At 44.3% G+C, this 13990-nt stretch carries 16 protein-coding genes; 4 read left to right on the top strand and 12 right to left on the bottom strand.

Translation table 11 applies throughout. The features are described from left to right. Nucleotides 1-192 precede the first annotated feature (192 nt). Nucleotides 193-879 (top strand): DUF2461 domain-containing protein, encoded by a 687-nt coding sequence (locus VRU48_RS07245; protein WP_330107253.1) that lies wholly within the window; start codon nucleotides 193-195, stop codon nucleotides 877-879. Here the strand turns inward: VRU48_RS07245 and VRU48_RS07250 are convergent. After that, complete coding sequence (locus VRU48_RS07250) at nucleotides 851-1303, bottom strand: helix-turn-helix domain-containing protein (protein ID WP_330107254.1); 453 nt, start codon at nucleotides 1301-1303, stop codon at nucleotides 851-853. The genes VRU48_RS07245 and VRU48_RS07250 overlap by 29 nt on opposite strands. A 103-nt stretch (nucleotides 1304-1406) precedes the next feature. On the opposite strand from VRU48_RS07250, the gene VRU48_RS07255 reads away from it, so the two are divergent. The 3 genes from VRU48_RS07255 (at nucleotide 1407) to VRU48_RS07265 (ending at nucleotide 3023) form a co-directional block, all read left to right on the top strand. Then, the gene (locus tag VRU48_RS07255) at nucleotides 1407-2126 is read left to right on the top strand and encodes a CPBP family intramembrane glutamic endopeptidase (RefSeq protein ID WP_330107255.1); all 720 of its coding nucleotides are present in this window, start codon (nucleotides 1407-1409) and stop codon (nucleotides 2124-2126) included. A gap of 83 nt (nucleotides 2127-2209) precedes the next feature. Continuing rightward, complete coding sequence (locus VRU48_RS07260; protein ID WP_330107256.1) at nucleotides 2210-2551, top strand: ArsR/SmtB family transcription factor; 342 nt, start codon at nucleotides 2210-2212, stop codon at nucleotides 2549-2551. Next, nucleotides 2538-3023, top strand: coding sequence for an SRPBCC family protein (locus tag VRU48_RS07265; RefSeq protein WP_330107257.1), 486 nt, complete (start codon nucleotides 2538-2540; stop codon nucleotides 3021-3023). Before VRU48_RS07260 ends, VRU48_RS07265 begins: the two co-directional genes overlap by 14 nt. Before the next feature lie 98 nt (nucleotides 3024-3121). Here VRU48_RS07265 and VRU48_RS07270 read toward each other — a convergent pair whose 3' ends face one another. The 11 genes from VRU48_RS07270 to VRU48_RS07320 all read right to left on the bottom strand — a co-directional run bounded on the left by VRU48_RS07270 (nucleotide 3122) and on the right by VRU48_RS07320 (nucleotide 13977). Beyond that, nucleotides 3122-3652 (bottom strand): GNAT family N-acetyltransferase, encoded by a 531-nt coding sequence (locus VRU48_RS07270; protein WP_330107258.1) that lies wholly within the window; start codon nucleotides 3650-3652, stop codon nucleotides 3122-3124. Then, nucleotides 3652-3948 carry a DUF3817 domain-containing protein gene (locus tag VRU48_RS07275; protein ID WP_330107259.1) on the bottom strand — a complete coding sequence of 99 codons (297 nt, stop codon included), beginning with the start codon at nucleotides 3946-3948 and terminating at the stop codon, nucleotides 3652-3654. Before VRU48_RS07275 ends, VRU48_RS07270 begins: the two co-directional genes overlap by 1 nt. A gap of 81 nt (nucleotides 3949-4029) precedes the next feature. Then, on the bottom strand, nucleotides 4030-5229 hold the full coding sequence (locus tag VRU48_RS07280) for a threonine synthase (protein WP_330107260.1): 1200 nt from the start codon (nucleotides 5227-5229) through the stop codon (nucleotides 4030-4032). A 59-nt stretch (nucleotides 5230-5288) separates the two neighbouring features. After that, complete coding sequence (locus VRU48_RS07285) at nucleotides 5289-6191, bottom strand: LysR family transcriptional regulator (protein ID WP_330107261.1); 903 nt, start codon at nucleotides 6189-6191, stop codon at nucleotides 5289-5291. 56 nt (nucleotides 6192-6247) lie between these two features. Further along, complete coding sequence (gene hscB, locus VRU48_RS07290; protein WP_330107262.1) at nucleotides 6248-6769, bottom strand: Fe-S protein assembly co-chaperone HscB; 522 nt, start codon at nucleotides 6767-6769, stop codon at nucleotides 6248-6250. Between the two features lie 108 nt (nucleotides 6770-6877). Continuing rightward, on the bottom strand, nucleotides 6878-8284 hold the full coding sequence (rseP, locus tag VRU48_RS07295; protein ID WP_330107263.1) for an RIP metalloprotease RseP: 1407 nt from the start codon (nucleotides 8282-8284) through the stop codon (nucleotides 6878-6880). A gap of 7 nt (nucleotides 8285-8291) precedes the next feature. Further along, entirely contained in the window at nucleotides 8292-9470 is a 1179-nt protein-coding gene (locus tag VRU48_RS07300; RefSeq protein WP_330107264.1) for a 1-deoxy-D-xylulose-5-phosphate reductoisomerase, read from the bottom strand. Between the two features lie 54 nt (nucleotides 9471-9524). After that, nucleotides 9525-11027 carry a GH3 auxin-responsive promoter family protein gene (locus tag VRU48_RS07305; RefSeq protein WP_330107265.1) on the bottom strand — a complete coding sequence of 501 codons (1503 nt, stop codon included), beginning with the start codon at nucleotides 11025-11027 and terminating at the stop codon, nucleotides 9525-9527. A gap of 91 nt (nucleotides 11028-11118) precedes the next feature. Beyond that, entirely contained in the window at nucleotides 11119-11994 is an 876-nt protein-coding gene (locus tag VRU48_RS07310) for a DUF7847 domain-containing protein (RefSeq protein WP_330107266.1), read from the bottom strand. Next, nucleotides 11991-12959: a glycosyltransferase gene (locus tag VRU48_RS07315; RefSeq protein ID WP_330107267.1), complete on the bottom strand. Its 969-nt coding sequence runs from the start codon at nucleotides 12957-12959 to the stop codon at nucleotides 11991-11993. The genes VRU48_RS07310 and VRU48_RS07315 overlap by 4 nt, the downstream gene beginning before the upstream one ends. A gap of 67 nt (nucleotides 12960-13026) precedes the next feature. After that, entirely contained in the window at nucleotides 13027-13977 is a 951-nt protein-coding gene (locus tag VRU48_RS07320) for a glycosyltransferase family 2 protein (protein ID WP_330107268.1), read from the bottom strand. Nucleotides 13978-13990 lie beyond the last annotated feature (13 nt).

Consider the following 13990-nt stretch of genomic DNA (forward strand, 5'->3'; position numbering starts at 1 on the left):
GGGCTGGCAAAGATGTAACCGTTTGGGCTCGAGCTAAACCAGCTATATTTATTTCGACGATTTGGCGGTGAACAAAATCAGTAATTAATTTTAAGCCGATGGGGAGCCATGACAAAAAAGACATACAAATTAGAGGACACTTCTATTTTTGCATCTTGTTAGCGGTATATTTGTGTAATAGATTATAAAAAGATGTCGAAAGCGCAAATTCAACCCTCGAGCTTCAAATTTCTAAACACGCTCAAAAAGAACAACGACAGAGATTGGTTCCAAGCCAACAAGGAGAGCTATTTGAAGGAACTGGCCGTGATAGAAAATTTTGCCGACAGGTTGTTAGCCGAGCTGAATACCCACGACCTGATCGAAACCGTTTCTGGCAAAAAGAGCTTATACCGGATTTACCGCGACACCCGTTTTTCGACCGACAAAACCCCTTATAAAACACATTGGAGTGGCAGTTTTAAACGGGCCACCAAATATCGCAGAGGCGGTTATTATTTTCATATCGAGCCAGGCAACAGCCTGATTGCGGGTGGCTTTTGGGGACCAGCAACCGATGATTTGAAACGGATCAGGGAAGATATTGCTTTTGACGATGCACCGTTAAGAAAGATTTTAAGCGACCCAACCTTTGTACAGACTTTCGGCGAATTGCGTGGCGAACAACTAAAAACCGCTCCAAAAGGCTACGATGCAGAGAATTCGGCCATCGATTTGTTGCGCTACAAGCAGTTTTTATTGGTCAGAAAATTTACCGACCAAGAAGTACTGGACGATAGTTTTTTGCAACAGGCCAGCCTTACCTTCAGCAACATGCGCCCTTTTTTCAATTACATGAGCGAGGTGCTAACTAGCGATAGTGACGGCCTGTCGCTTTAGCATGACCTTTCCAAATCAGCAACAAAAACAGCGTATAACACATTAAAAGAATCAGCACCAAAACCAACACTTCAAAACTGGTTTCTGGAAACCTGGTGCTTTGCGCCACAAAAGCGAGAGTGGCCAGCAACAAGACGACGAAAAGTGCAACCGATAAAATTAGCCGTTGTACAAAATTGAAACGTGAAGTTGTGCTTTTTCTTTGGCTTGGCTCAACTGGCCTTATCAATTGGTCGAGCTCTAGGTTGAGCGTGCTGCCCAAGACCCTAAGCGTATAAAGCCTGGCTTGTACTTCGGCACCTTCGATCCTTTGAACGGAGCGCAAAGCTATCCCCGAATTCTCGGCAAGCTCCTGCTGGCTCCAACCTTTATTTAGCCTACCTGCTTTTACGGCATCGGCTATTTTGTTTTTATCGTACTCCATATTTGGCAACGCCATTGCTACGCCATTTGCAAGTGGCGCAAGTTTCTACCAATTAAAGATATTAGTTTTAGGCCAAAACCCGACTTCCAAACAAAATCTATTCATGATTGGCATTTTCATTTTATTAGCATTGACCATCGGCATTACTTTTTTCTTGTACAAAAGCTGGAAAGATCTGCTGGGCATGGTTCCAACAGGCAAAAGGATGGCCTATTTTATAATGGGCCTATTATTAATGTCGGCCTTGTGTCTACTCAATATCGGCATAGCTACCATGTTCAAATCAATAATGTGGCAAACAAATTCAAGCTTCTCCTACACCCAACTGCTCTCGATTAGTCAATACATGCTCAAATCTGTGTTAACCGAAGAATTGCTTTTTAGGGGAATTGTGTTCTACCTGATTTTAAAGAAGCTCAAAACCAAAACAGCCTGCCTGATTTCGGCCATTGCCTTTGGTGCTTATCATTGGCTAAGCTATGGCGCTATTTCTTTCAGTTTGGTGCAACAGCTCTATATCCTCTTGATTACAGGTTTAGCCGGCTATGCATGGGCTTATGCCTTTACCCAATCAAAAACCATTTGGCTACCACTAGGCCTCCATTTGGGATGGAACATCAGCAACGCCCTCTTTCATCCAGCTAAAGGCTTCGATGCTTTGCTGGTGATAGCACATCAAGAACAACTTTCGCCAGGAGCAGAAGCTATCCTTTCATTTGGATTAGGTTTACTGCCAAACCTGCTTACCTTACTTCTTTTAAGACATCTAATTGGTTTCCTTCAAAGGAATAGACTTTTATTCAGTCGGCAACAAGACAGCTAAATCCTCTCTTTTTCGATTATTTGAAAATAAATTTGCGCAATCAAATGATTGCATTTATATTTGCAACCATATAGTTGCATAACATGATTACACGAAGAGATGTTTTTCAGGCCATTGCCGATCCTACCCGCAGGGAGATCATCCACAGGATAGCGCAGGCCCCCTTATCGCTTAATGAAGTTGCCGAAACTTTCGACATCAGCAGGCAAGCGGTATCAAAGCATATCCAAATTTTAACCGAATGTGGCTTGGTTACCATGAGGCAACAGGGTCGAGAGCGTTTTTGCGAGGCACAATTAGGCAAGCTAAACGAAGTGGCCAGCTGGGTTGATCAGTACAAAAAACATTGGGTTGGCCGTTTTGAGGCATTGGATACTTACCTAACCGAATTAAAAGAAAACCAAAAAGAAAATGGAACAAAGTAAAACAGAAGAAAAGGAAGTGCTGATTAGTCACCTTTTCAATGCACCGAGAGAATTGGTGTTTAAGGCATGGACAGACCCAAAATTATTGGTCAACTGGTACGCACCCGATGGTTGCACCATTGAGTTTAAGACACTTGATGCTAGTAAAAATGGCGAATTCCACTCTTGCGTACACGACCCGGTACATGGCGATTGCTGGATCAAAGGAACCTACGAAGAGGTGATTTTTCCCGAGAAACTTGTTTTTACCATGATCTTAACCGATGAGCAAGGCAGTTCTGTAGAAGCCCTTGCTGCCGGAAAACCCGAAGACTGGCCTAAAGAAACCATAACCACGGTAACTTTCGAAGCCATTGGCGAGCAAACCAAGCTTACTTTGCATCAAACCATTCCAGAGGCACAGGCCAAAGCCACAGGCGCTTACCAAAGCTGGATCAAGATGTTTAATAAACTGGAAGGAATTTTGGGCTAAGCATTTGGTAAAAAGCGATATTCATGGCCGGGATAGAAATCTCGGCCATCGTAATTGATCAGCCACCTTCACCTCTCTACCTTCCTCCCTCTTACCTTCTACCCTTCCTTGAGCTCCAGTTTCATCATCAGGTCTAGCTGAATTTCTTCGCCGAGCTTAAACTCATGGCTATCAAACTGCACAAAACCTATCCGCTGATAAAAACTGATGGCTTTGTGGTTATGCTCCCACACGCCCAGCCACACGTAGCGCTTATCCTCGAATTTGGCTATTTCGATGGCCTTGTTTATCAGGAAAAGACCTAGTTTCTGCCCTTGAAAAGCTTGCTTCACATAAATACGCTCTATCTCAATAGCATTCGCATCTTTTACGTCGCTTTGCGCCTCGTTGAAATTGAGCTTGAGATAACCTGCTAATTCCGAATCTACTTTCAGCAAGTAAAATGCAGAATCGGCGCATTCCAATTCTTGACGAAGCTTGGCTACGGTAAGGTTTTGGGCCACATATTGCGCCATGCTCTCGGTCGAATTGGTCGGTGCAAAGGTTTCAACAAAAGTTTCGGTGCTTATGACTACCAATTCTTCCGTTGCCGAACCATCTATTTTTACAAATTCGATCAGGGGTTTCATTAATTGGCTTGCGGTTCTTCGTCTTTTAATTTTTTATCTACAAAGAATGGTGCAAAAGGCAATAAGGAAGCTACAAAAATAAGTGCGGCCTTGCTAAATTTCCATTTGGTTTCTTGCCAAGCCATCACCAGGCAAGCGGCATAGCCCACAAATAACAAACCATGGGCCCAGCCGGTATATTTAACCGCCAAAGGCATATCGGCCAGGTATTTTAAAGGCATGGCAATAAACAGCAGCAAGAGGTACGAAATTCCTTCGGCCACAGCCACTTTTCTGAAAATGTGTAAAGAAGTCATAAATTTAAGGGTATGCCTCAAAAGTAACCATTCGGGGCTGAGCAAACGGCTCGATTTTCCTTTTTGACAATCCTTTAACCTTTAAAAATCAAAATTATCCAGGTATTTATAGCCAGAACCGGTATTGAGCAACATTACTTTTTGGTGGGCTTCGATTTGTCCGTTTTTTAGCAGGCGTTTTAAGGCGGCCAACAAAGCAGCGCCCTCCGGTGCCACCAACAGCCCTTCGGCCTTGGCCATTTCTTTTACACTGGCTATGATTTCATCTTCGCTAACGGCTAAGGCTGTTCCGCCAGACTGCGCTAGCACATCGAGCATCATCCTTTCGGCAAAGGGACGTGGCACGGCTAAACCGTTTGCGATGGTGGCTTTGCCTTGATAATTGGACGAACTGCTTTGCAGGCCTGAAAAAGTAGCCACCAAGGGTTGACAATTGGTGGCCTGTACAGCAATCATTCGGGTTGGAAATTCCTTGATCCAGCCCATGCTTTTCATTTCTTCGAAAGCTTTCCAAATTCCAATCAATCCGGTTCCCCCTCCTGCCGGATAAAGAATTACATCGGGCAGGCTCCAATCCAATTGCTCGGCCAATTCGTAGCCCAAGGTCTTTTTCCCTTCCAGGCGATAGGGCTCTTTCATGGTCGAAACATCAAAATAAGGCCGCTCTTTTTTCAGCATGGCTACTTTTTGTGCGCAATCATTGATCAAACCCTCAACCAAAATCAATTCGGCCCCAAAAGCAAGGCATTCTTTTTTAAAGGCCTCGGGTGTATGGCTTGGCATAACCACAGTGGCTTGCAGACCAGCCTTTGCACAATAGGCACTGAGCGCGCCACCTGCATTTCCTGCCGTAGGAACAATGCAGGCTTCAACACCGAGCTCTTTGGCCTTGGATACGGCCATACTTAAGCCACGGGCTTTAAAAGAGCCTGTAGGGTTCAACGATTCGTCTTTGAGCAACAGACTGTGCATGCCCAAGCGGCTGGCCAAGGTATCGAGTTGCAAAATGGGTGTCCAGCCTTCGCCTAAACTTACCCTATTCAATTTATTCTTTAAGGGCAATACACCGGCGTAGCGCCACATCGAACGTTCTTCGAAATCAATCAGGTGTTGGGGCAAACTAGTACCCAATTCAAATTTTACGCTGATAGGCGATTGGCCACAAAGTGCGCAAAAGGTTTGCAGTTGTCTTTGGTCATAAACAGCCTCGCAAGTACTGCATTTTAACTGATAGGAATAGGTGGTAGCCATGGGCGCGGCAAGCGAAACATTCGTTTTCATACCCCTAAATTAGTTCGCTTGAAAATTGCTTGCCAATACCGTTTGGGGATGATGTATAACTAAAAGTTATAATGTCCTTTGGCAAACCTGATGAAAGCCTTGTTCATGCCGTTGTTCTCGTCGCCCAAGCGCTGCACAAAATAGAAATGCCTTTCAATGTTCAATCCATCGATATACAGTTGCACCAGTTCTCCCCTTTCCAGTTCTTTGGCTACTGCCTTTAAGGGCAAAAAGCCTAAGCTGTCATCGGCCAGAATAAAATTCTTAAGCGCTTCAGTACCGCCCAAACGCATGCATACGTTTAAATCGCTGGTTTTAAGCCCATGTTGGGCCAATGCCTGACCAATTGCCGTTAAAGTACCCGAACCGCGTTCGCGCAAAGAAAGTGGCATATGCTTGAGTTCATCGAGCTGATAATGCTGTTGCTTGGCCAAGTGACTGCCACTGGCGCATACCGCAACCACCTGCTCTGCCAAGAAATACTGACTATGTACGTTGGCCATTTTATCCTTGCCTTCTACAATGGCCAAATCGATTTCGTGGTTGAGCAAGGCAGCCATTACGTTTTCCGAATTGCGGTTGAGCAAGCTCATTTTCACGGCTTCGTTCTGTTTCCTAAATGCCGAAAGCACTGCAGGAATAATGTAAAGGGCAATGGTGGTACTGGCGCCGAGTTTCAATTCGCCTTTGAGCAGTTGCTCGTTATAAATACTGCCGATATCAAATTCGATCTGTTGGGCCAAAGAAGCAGCGGTTTGCAGGTGCAGTTGCAAGATCTGGCCGGCCAAAGTAAGTGTTACCGCCCCTTTTTTGCGTTCGAACAGGGGTGTTTTGTAATGCGCCTCGAGGTTATGGATATGCTTGCTGATTGCAGGCTGGCTGATAAAAAGCGCTTCGCTGGCCTTGGTAAAGCTCAGGTGCTTGGCCACTTCGATAAAAACCTGATGTTGATAAGACAGCATTTGATCAAAATTATCGATAAAATAAGGAAAGTGATCAGATGCAACGTAAAATTTTACTAGCCGAACTTAGCCAGGCTTTCGGCTAAGCGCTGCAAGTATTTATTGCGGTAATACAAATCCTTGATGGCTTTAAGCTTTGCTCCTTCGTCGCCTTGCTGCTGATCGAATTCAGTTGTTAAGGTTTCGAGCTCTTGATGGAGTGCCTGCTCTATTTGCGCAATCTGTGTTTTTACTTCTTCCAGCTTACTGGCATCAGGTTCAAATTCCAGTTCCATCAAAGCTTCGTTTACATCCATCATTTCCATTAAGAAACTTTGGGGCAACACGTAATTCTCTCCCTCCTGCAATTGGCCTTTTAGACTTAAAATATAATGCAGTCTTTTTTGCGGGTCTTTCAAGACCTGAAAAGCTTTGTTGTTTAACGTAGAAAGTTCTAAAACCTCGTCCTGCTTGGCCTGATCTTCGTTGATATAAAAATCGGGATGGTATTTCTTGCTCAGTTCATAAAACTTCTGCCTCACCAATTGCTGGTCGGGATTAAAGCTGATAGGCAACTCGTAAAATTCGAAGTAATCCATGGGTTGAGGGTTTAAGCCTAATGACTAAAGAGCAAAGACTAAAGGCTACTAAAGGTTTAAGGCAGAAGGCTAGAGGCTTAAGATAGTTGCTCAAGCCTCTAGATCGTATTATTTGCCAAACAGTTTGAGTATATCGTTACCGAAGGCAAAAACCATCAGGCTGAGCAGGATTACGAAACCTACAATCTGGGCACGTTCCATAAATTTATCACTCAACGGCTTGCCTTTAATCATTTCGATGATGAGGAACACTACGTGGCCACCGTCCAATGCCGGAATTGGCAACAAGTTCATAAAAGCTAACGCAATAGAAATAAGACCGGTTAAGCGCCAGAAGTTTTCCCAGTCGAAATCGCTTCCATAAACCTGTGCAATGCCAATCGGGCTGCTGATGTTACGCGCGCTTACTTTGCCGGTAATCATTTTCCAAATGCCTTTGGCATTATCAGAAAAGGTTGTCCACGCTTTGTTGGTTCCTACAGAGAAAGATTCCAAAAAGCCGAAGTCTACATGCTTTGTTGGCAATTTGGCAAAGGCAAAGCCCATTCCTATCGTTCCGTCTTTGGCAACAGTTGGGTTAAAATCCAACACCTTTCCTTTTCTGGCTACTTGTATGTTGATTATTTTTCCTGCCGAAGCTTTTACTTCGCCAATAATCTGGTCGGCAAAACGAAGCTCTTTATGATTAACCGATATAATGCTATCGCCTTTTTGAAGGCCTACCGTAAAGGCGGCAGTTGAATATTGCACCTGTTTATATTTGCCAAAAAGGTTTTTGATCCAATCGATCAGTCCCTTTGGACGAACCTTATTGCCCTCTGGATTGAATACGGTATCGATATTTTTCACCACTAACCTTGGTGTGGCAAACTGTCCAATGCCACCGTATTTGCTAATGCTATCCAATATGGTTTCGGGCACTTTATAATCCATAGCCTGACCGTTTCTGGCGATGGTGAGCTTAGGGCTCCCCAATAACACTTTCGAACTCATCAGTTCTTCGAAACGAACTACTTTTTGTCCGTTAATGGCCAAAATCTTATCTCCGTTCTGCAAACCAATGCCTTTGCCAATAACACCCGGCGAGACGCCGTTTGTCAACTGGTCGTTTGGTGTATAGTTTTCGCCATATTTAAAGGTAATCATCCAGAAAATGAGGATACCCACAATGATATTGACAATAATACCGCCCAACATAACGATTAAACGTTGCCAGGCCGGTTTTGAACGGAACTCCCAGGGCTCTGCCGGTAAAGCCATTTGCTCGGTATCCATAGATTCGTCTATCATCCCCGAAATCTTGACATAGCCCCCTAAAGGCAACCAGCCAATTCCGTACTCAGTTTCGCCTACTTTAAAGCTTACCAGCTTCACTCCCCAGGCATCGAAGAAAAGGTAGAACTTCTCTACTTTTATTCCAAAGGCACGCGCCGCCAAAAAATGTCCTAACTCGTGTAAGATTACTAGTATTGATAAACCCAGCAAAAGCTGGCCCGCCATAATCAGTCCATTCATATCGTATTTAGTATGTTTTTGTTTTTAGATTGGTTAAATTTTGTTTTGTTACGAGTTCGCCGGCAAATATACGTGTCTGACGGTCGGTTTCTAAATAATTGTTGAGCGTTGGATGTGCTATAAAACCGATGCTTTCCATACAGGCTTCGATGACGTCGCTCATTTGTAAAAAACCGATATGATCCTTTAAAAAAGCATCGACCACCACTTCATTCGCGGCATTAATGATACAAGGCATATTGCCTCCCTTTTCCATCGCTTGGTAAGCCAGGTCCAGGTTTCTGAAAGTTTGGGTGTCGGCTTGTGCAAAAGTTAATTCGGGGTAGTTCAAAAAGTTGAAGCGCTCGAAGTTGCTAAGCATGCGATGAGGATAAGCCAAGGCATAATGGATGGGCAATTTCATATCGGGAAGCCCCATTTGCGCCTTGATAGAGCCATCGGTAAACTGCACCATCGAATGGATGATCGATTGCGGATGTACAATGACCTCGATCTGATCGCTGGCTAATCCGAACAGCCATTTGGCTTCTATAGCTTCCAGTCCTTTGTTCATGAGCGAAGCCGAATCGATGGTGATTTTGGCCCCCATTACCCAATTGGGATGCTTTAAGGCCTGCGCTTTGGTTACATGGGCCAAGAAGGCGCTATCCTTGCCCCTGAAAGGTCCACCAGAGGCGGTAAGCATGATTTTTTCGATGGCATTGTTGGCTTCGCCCACCAAGCATTGAAAAATAGCCGAGTGCTCCGAATCAACCGGAATAATATTCACACCGTTTTGTTTGGCCAACTGCATCACCAATTCGCCGGCTACTACCAGGGTTTCCTTATTGGCCAAGCCGATATCTTTTTTAGCTTCGATGGCGGCAATGGTGGGTTTAAGTCCTACCGAACCCATAATGGCCGTTAATACCAATTGGGTTTGGGGCAATTGTACGGCCGCCAGCAATGCCTCTTCGCCACACAATACTTGGGTGTTAGGCAAGGCGTTTTTAACCGTCTGATAATGATCTTCGCAAGCGATTACCACCAATTCAGGCTTAAATTCGAGTGCCTGTTCAATCAGCAGCGTGGCATTGTTCTGAGCAGTAAGGGCATTTACGCGGTACCGCGTTGGATTGGCCCGAACCACTTCCAAAGCCTGCGTACCTATTGATCCTGTGCTGCCTAGTATAGATATATTCTTCAATTCATTCTTTTTTAAGTACCATCCATTCTGAAATTTACCATAAGGATAGCAACCCTACGTTTTCACATACTGCATCAGCTCTTCGGCAATCTTTCTGTCGTTGCTTAGGCGAGGCACCTTGTTCTGTCCGCCAAGCTTTCCAGCTGCACGCATATAGTTTACAAAAGCATCTTTTTGCAAGGTACGGATAATTAACGGTTGCAAAATTTTGCCTTCAATGAGGTCAAAATAGTAAATATTCTTCTTTTGCAAAGCCTCGTCTACTTTAGTGGCAAAGGCTTGCGGGTCTTTCGGTGCTGTACCAAACTCTACAAACCACTCATGGTAAGGCAATTGCCCATCAGGTGCATTCACTTGTGGCGCCACCGTAAATTCTGTAATTTCTATGCCTTCCTCGTTGGCTACCGAAAGCAGCGCATGTTCTACCTCCTCGCCGATCACATGCTCGCCAAAAGCCGAAATGAAATGCTTGATACGGCCGGTTACCAAAATCTTATAGGGGTTTTTGGATACGAATTTCACGGTATCGCCAATGCTATAGCCCCATAAACCAGCATTGGTGTTTAAAATCAATGCGTAATTCTTGTCCAGTTCTACTTCGCCCAAGCTTAAACGGGTCGGATTTTCATTGTAGTACTCGTCGGCGGGAATAAATTCGTAAAAAATACCCGCGTTGGCCAACAGCAAAAGTCCTTTTTCCTGCTGACTATCCTGATAGGCAATAAAGCCTTCGGATGCCGGATAAGTTTCTATCGAATCGATCTTTTTGCCAATGCTGGCCTCTATCTTTGCCCGATAAGGTTCGTAATTGACACCTCCGTAAACAAACAGGCTAAAATTCTTGAAGATATCCTTTATTTTCTTTCCTCCTGATTGCACTTTCAGCCTGTCAAAATACATTTGTACCCATGGCGGAATACCCGAGATCAAGGTCATATCTTGATTGATCGTTTCGCCCACAATGGCATCCACCTTTTCCTCCCAATCTTCAATACAATTGGTTGGATAAGAAGGCAACCTGTTCTTTTGCAGGTATGCTGGTACCAGGTGCGCTACAATACCCGACAAACGCCCTACTTTAATGCCGTGCTTTTCGGTTAATACTGGACTGCCCTGCAGAAAGATCATCTTGCCGTTTACAAAATCGGCCTTGCCTGTTTCGTGGATATAAGTTAACAAGGCATTACGGGCAGCCTTGATGTGCTCAGGCATCGATTCCTTTGAAATAGGGATGTATTTTACGCCAGACGTGGTACCCGAAGTTTTGGCAAAATAGGCTGGTTTTCCTTTCCAGAGGATATCTTTTTCGCCAGCTACCACCCGATCAACATAAGGTTTCAAGGCTTCGTAATCGCGAATGGGAACCTTGACCTTGAAATCGGCATAGCTTTTTATGGAAGCAAAATCGTGGTCTTGTCCAAAAACGGTCGACGAGGCCTCTTTAACCAACGATTGGAAGATGGCTTGCTGCGCTTTTACCGCATTCTTCTTCCACTTGTCGATCCCTTTAACCACCCATGCCGCAAATGGCTTGCTCAGTGCTGCTTTTAATCCCATTTTTCAGATTACAGTTACCAGTTTACAATTCCCGGTTTTCAGTTGCCAGTTGTCAATGAACTCATGACTAATTGAACCCCTAAACTTTAAATTAAACAATGTTATGGATAATATCCGGATGCTCATCACCTTTGTAATCGCCCATGATCTTGCGATAGGCTACCGCAAAAAAAGCCGTTGTAAAAGGCACGATCACAAACGAACTGAATATGACCACAATAAGCGAAATGTATTGGTTGATATCGGTATCAAAAAAGAAATTAATCAGACGGAAACCCGTGGTAACCACTACGTAGAAAAAGCCAAATACGATGGCCTGTACAATGACCAAGCCCAACAAAAAGAACATGAGCTTGATAAAATTGCCCTTGGTGGTAGCCAAACTCAGTTTAATGGATTCGAAAGGTGGAGAATGCTTATCGATGATAAAAAACGGAAAGAAAATGATGCGGATAAACGTAAAAAAGATACTGATCATGGCAATAACCACTGCTATGTTTACAATGATCTTTCCCGTTTCGGCATAACCGTCTATCAGGTGCTGACTTACCGCGAATTTGAAAATCAGGTCTAAAATATACAGCACAGGCATGAGCAAAATACCGACAAAGAAGATACTGATGCCAAAATAAATGGTGCCCAGCAAGAAACGGCCTATTTCCTTTCGGGTAGGCAGTGTATCGATAATCTTGATATCGGCATTTGCATCGTCGAGCAGGTGAAAAATATACTTGATCATGCAAAGCTCGATTACGCAATAGCACATGATGAAAATGAGCAGCATCACGATCTTGATGCCGATATGCAGCTCTTCCATAAAGAAGGCCATAAAGGTGGAGGTAGATGCCGTGATGAAAATCAGGAAGCAAAGCGTAGCAACAGAAAAATAATTTTCCTTGGTTACCTTCCAGGCCTGCAGCACCACATCCTTAACCGCAAATGTGCTTTCCTTTAAATAATCTATCATGATTGCTTAAATATAATTCGCTTAAAAAAATCCTGTATAAAGCCTAAACCGTAGGCCGTAAGTTGTATGAAAGATGCAACTACACTCAAAAATGCAATTTTTATCGATTTGTTGACCTGCCAGGCATGAAAAAATATCAACACAAAAAAGAGCAGCAAAAAGAAATTGCATACCCAGGCCAATGGCCAATAAATAAAGTTGCACAATAGGGTAAGGCCCAATCCGATGACAAAAAATGCCGGGAAGAAGTGCACCAGTTTCAGCTCTGAAGGGAAATGTTTGTAAATATTGATCCTTGCACGCCCAAAAAAGTGGAGTTGCTTGTAAAACTGCTTAAAGCTGGTTCTTCTTTTGTGGAAAACCTTGGCTGCTGGAATCAACCCGATTTTAAAGCCGTTTTCGTGGATACGGATGCTGTATTCGATGTCTTCGCCCAAACGGGTGAGGATAAAGCCTCCTACCTTCTCCCAAACCTCTCTCGAAACCCCCATGTTAAAGCTGCGCGGATGGAACTGGCCAATATGCTTTTTATTGCCACGGATGCCACCGGTAGTAAACGGCGAAGTCATGGCATAACTGATGGCTTTTTGCACGGGCGTAAAGGTGTCGTGCGCCGCATCTGGGCCACCATAGGCGTCCAACTGGTGTTCGAACAGATAATCTCTTACAATTTCGAGGTAATCGGCCGGAATGAGGCAATCCGAATCGAAGATGACAAAATAATCGCCTTTGGCCCGTTCGAAACCAAAATTGCGCGAAAAGCCCTGCCCCTCGTTGGGCTTAAAAAAATACTTTACATCTAAACGGTTGGCATAAGAAGCTACGATATCCTTGGCATCGTTTACCGAACCATCTTCAATAACCAGCACCTCAAACTGCGTATAGGTCTGCCTGGTTAGGGTTTCCAGCAGCTCGTCTATTTCTTGTGGACGGTTATAAAGCGGTATGATGATGGAGAAAAACATAGGTTGGGGCTTAAAGCCGAAAGACCAGAGACTAAAGCTATTCGGCTTTAAACTGTGGTCTTTAAGTTTATAATTCTTTTTCGATTAAATACTGGTTTCTTTCTGGGGCGTTGCGCGTTACCAGCTCGGCCACAAATCCGGTAAGGAACATCTGCGAACCCACTATAATGGCTACCAGGGCAATGTAAAACAAAGGCTGGTCTGTAATTTCTCTTTTGTAAGGAATGTGCGCGGCAATATGATAAAGCTTTACCCCGATCATCCACAAGGTCATGATGATGCCGATAAAAAAGCTCAATACGCCCAACGAGCCGAAAAAGTGCATCGGCCTTTTGCCAAACTTGCCCACAAAAAAGATAGAAAGCAGGTCTAAAAAGCCATTGATAAAACGGCTCAGTCCAAATTTGGTTACGCCGTATTTTCTGGCTCGATGCTCTACCACCTGTTCGCCAATTTTGCTGAAACCCGCCCATTTGGCAATTACCGGAATGTAGCGGTGCATTTCGCCGTATACTTCGATGGTTTTAACCACATCTTTGCGGTAGGCTTTTAGGCCGCAGTTGAAATCGTTGAGCTGTATGCCACTCATTTTGCGGGTAGCCGCGTTAAACAGCTTGGTCGGTATGGTTTTGGTAATCGGGTCGTAGCGCTTCTTTTTCCAACCCGAAATGATATCGAAATTCTCTTCCTTTATCCTTCTGTAAAGTTCTGGCACTTCATCCGGACTATCCTGCAAATCGGCATCCATGGTAATGATCACGTCGCCCTGCGCCGCTTCGAAACCCACGTTCAATGCTGCAGATTTGCCGTAATTCCTCCTGAACTTGATGCCTTTTACGCTGCCATAGCTTTCTTTAAGCTGCGTAATGACCGACCACGAAGTGTCCTTGCTGCCGTCGTCAACAAAAATGGCTTCGTACGAGAAGTTATTTTCGACCATCACTTTATCAATCCAAGCGATAAGCTCGGGCAACGATTCTTCTTCGTTATAGAGTGGAATTACTATTGATATATCCATTAATTTAGATTTA

Origin of the sequence: Pedobacter albus (assembly GCF_036324255.1) — a bacterium.
In the GTDB taxonomy this organism is placed as follows: domain Bacteria; phylum Bacteroidota; class Bacteroidia; order Sphingobacteriales; family Sphingobacteriaceae; genus Pedobacter; species Pedobacter albus.

What these genes read in the sequence shown, in the direction of transcription:
- VRU48_RS07245 (WP_330107253.1), top strand. Translation starts at nt 193, where the DNA reads ATGTCGAAAGCGCAAATTCAACCCTCGAGCTTCAAATTTCTAAACACG.
- VRU48_RS07250 (WP_330107254.1), bottom strand. Translation starts at nt 1,303, where the DNA reads ATGGAGTACGATAAAAACAAAATAGCCGATGCCGTAAAAGCAGGTAGG.
- VRU48_RS07255 (WP_330107255.1), top strand. Translation starts at nt 1,407, where the DNA reads ATGATTGGCATTTTCATTTTATTAGCATTGACCATCGGCATTACTTTT.
- VRU48_RS07260 (WP_330107256.1), top strand. Translation starts at nt 2,210, where the DNA reads ATGATTACACGAAGAGATGTTTTTCAGGCCATTGCCGATCCTACCCGC.
- VRU48_RS07265 (WP_330107257.1), top strand. Translation starts at nt 2,538, where the DNA reads ATGGAACAAAGTAAAACAGAAGAAAAGGAAGTGCTGATTAGTCACCTT.
- VRU48_RS07270 (WP_330107258.1), bottom strand. Translation starts at nt 3,652, where the DNA reads ATGAAACCCCTGATCGAATTTGTAAAAATAGATGGTTCGGCAACGGAA.
- VRU48_RS07275 (WP_330107259.1), bottom strand. Translation starts at nt 3,948, where the DNA reads ATGACTTCTTTACACATTTTCAGAAAAGTGGCTGTGGCCGAAGGAATT.
- VRU48_RS07280 (WP_330107260.1), bottom strand. Translation starts at nt 5,229, where the DNA reads ATGAAAACGAATGTTTCGCTTGCCGCGCCCATGGCTACCACCTATTCC.
- VRU48_RS07285 (WP_330107261.1), bottom strand. Translation starts at nt 6,191, where the DNA reads ATGCTGTCTTATCAACATCAGGTTTTTATCGAAGTGGCCAAGCACCTG.
- hscB (WP_330107262.1), bottom strand. Translation starts at nt 6,769, where the DNA reads ATGGATTACTTCGAATTTTACGAGTTGCCTATCAGCTTTAATCCCGAC.
- rseP (WP_330107263.1), bottom strand. Translation starts at nt 8,284, where the DNA reads ATGAATGGACTGATTATGGCGGGCCAGCTTTTGCTGGGTTTATCAATA.
- VRU48_RS07305 (WP_330107265.1), bottom strand. Translation starts at nt 11,027, where the DNA reads ATGGGATTAAAAGCAGCACTGAGCAAGCCATTTGCGGCATGGGTGGTT.
- VRU48_RS07310 (WP_330107266.1), bottom strand. Translation starts at nt 11,994, where the DNA reads ATGATAGATTATTTAAAGGAAAGCACATTTGCGGTTAAGGATGTGGTG.
- VRU48_RS07315 (WP_330107267.1), bottom strand. Translation starts at nt 12,959, where the DNA reads ATGTTTTTCTCCATCATCATACCGCTTTATAACCGTCCACAAGAAATA.
- VRU48_RS07320 (WP_330107268.1), bottom strand. Translation starts at nt 13,977, where the DNA reads ATGGATATATCAATAGTAATTCCACTCTATAACGAAGAAGAATCGTTG.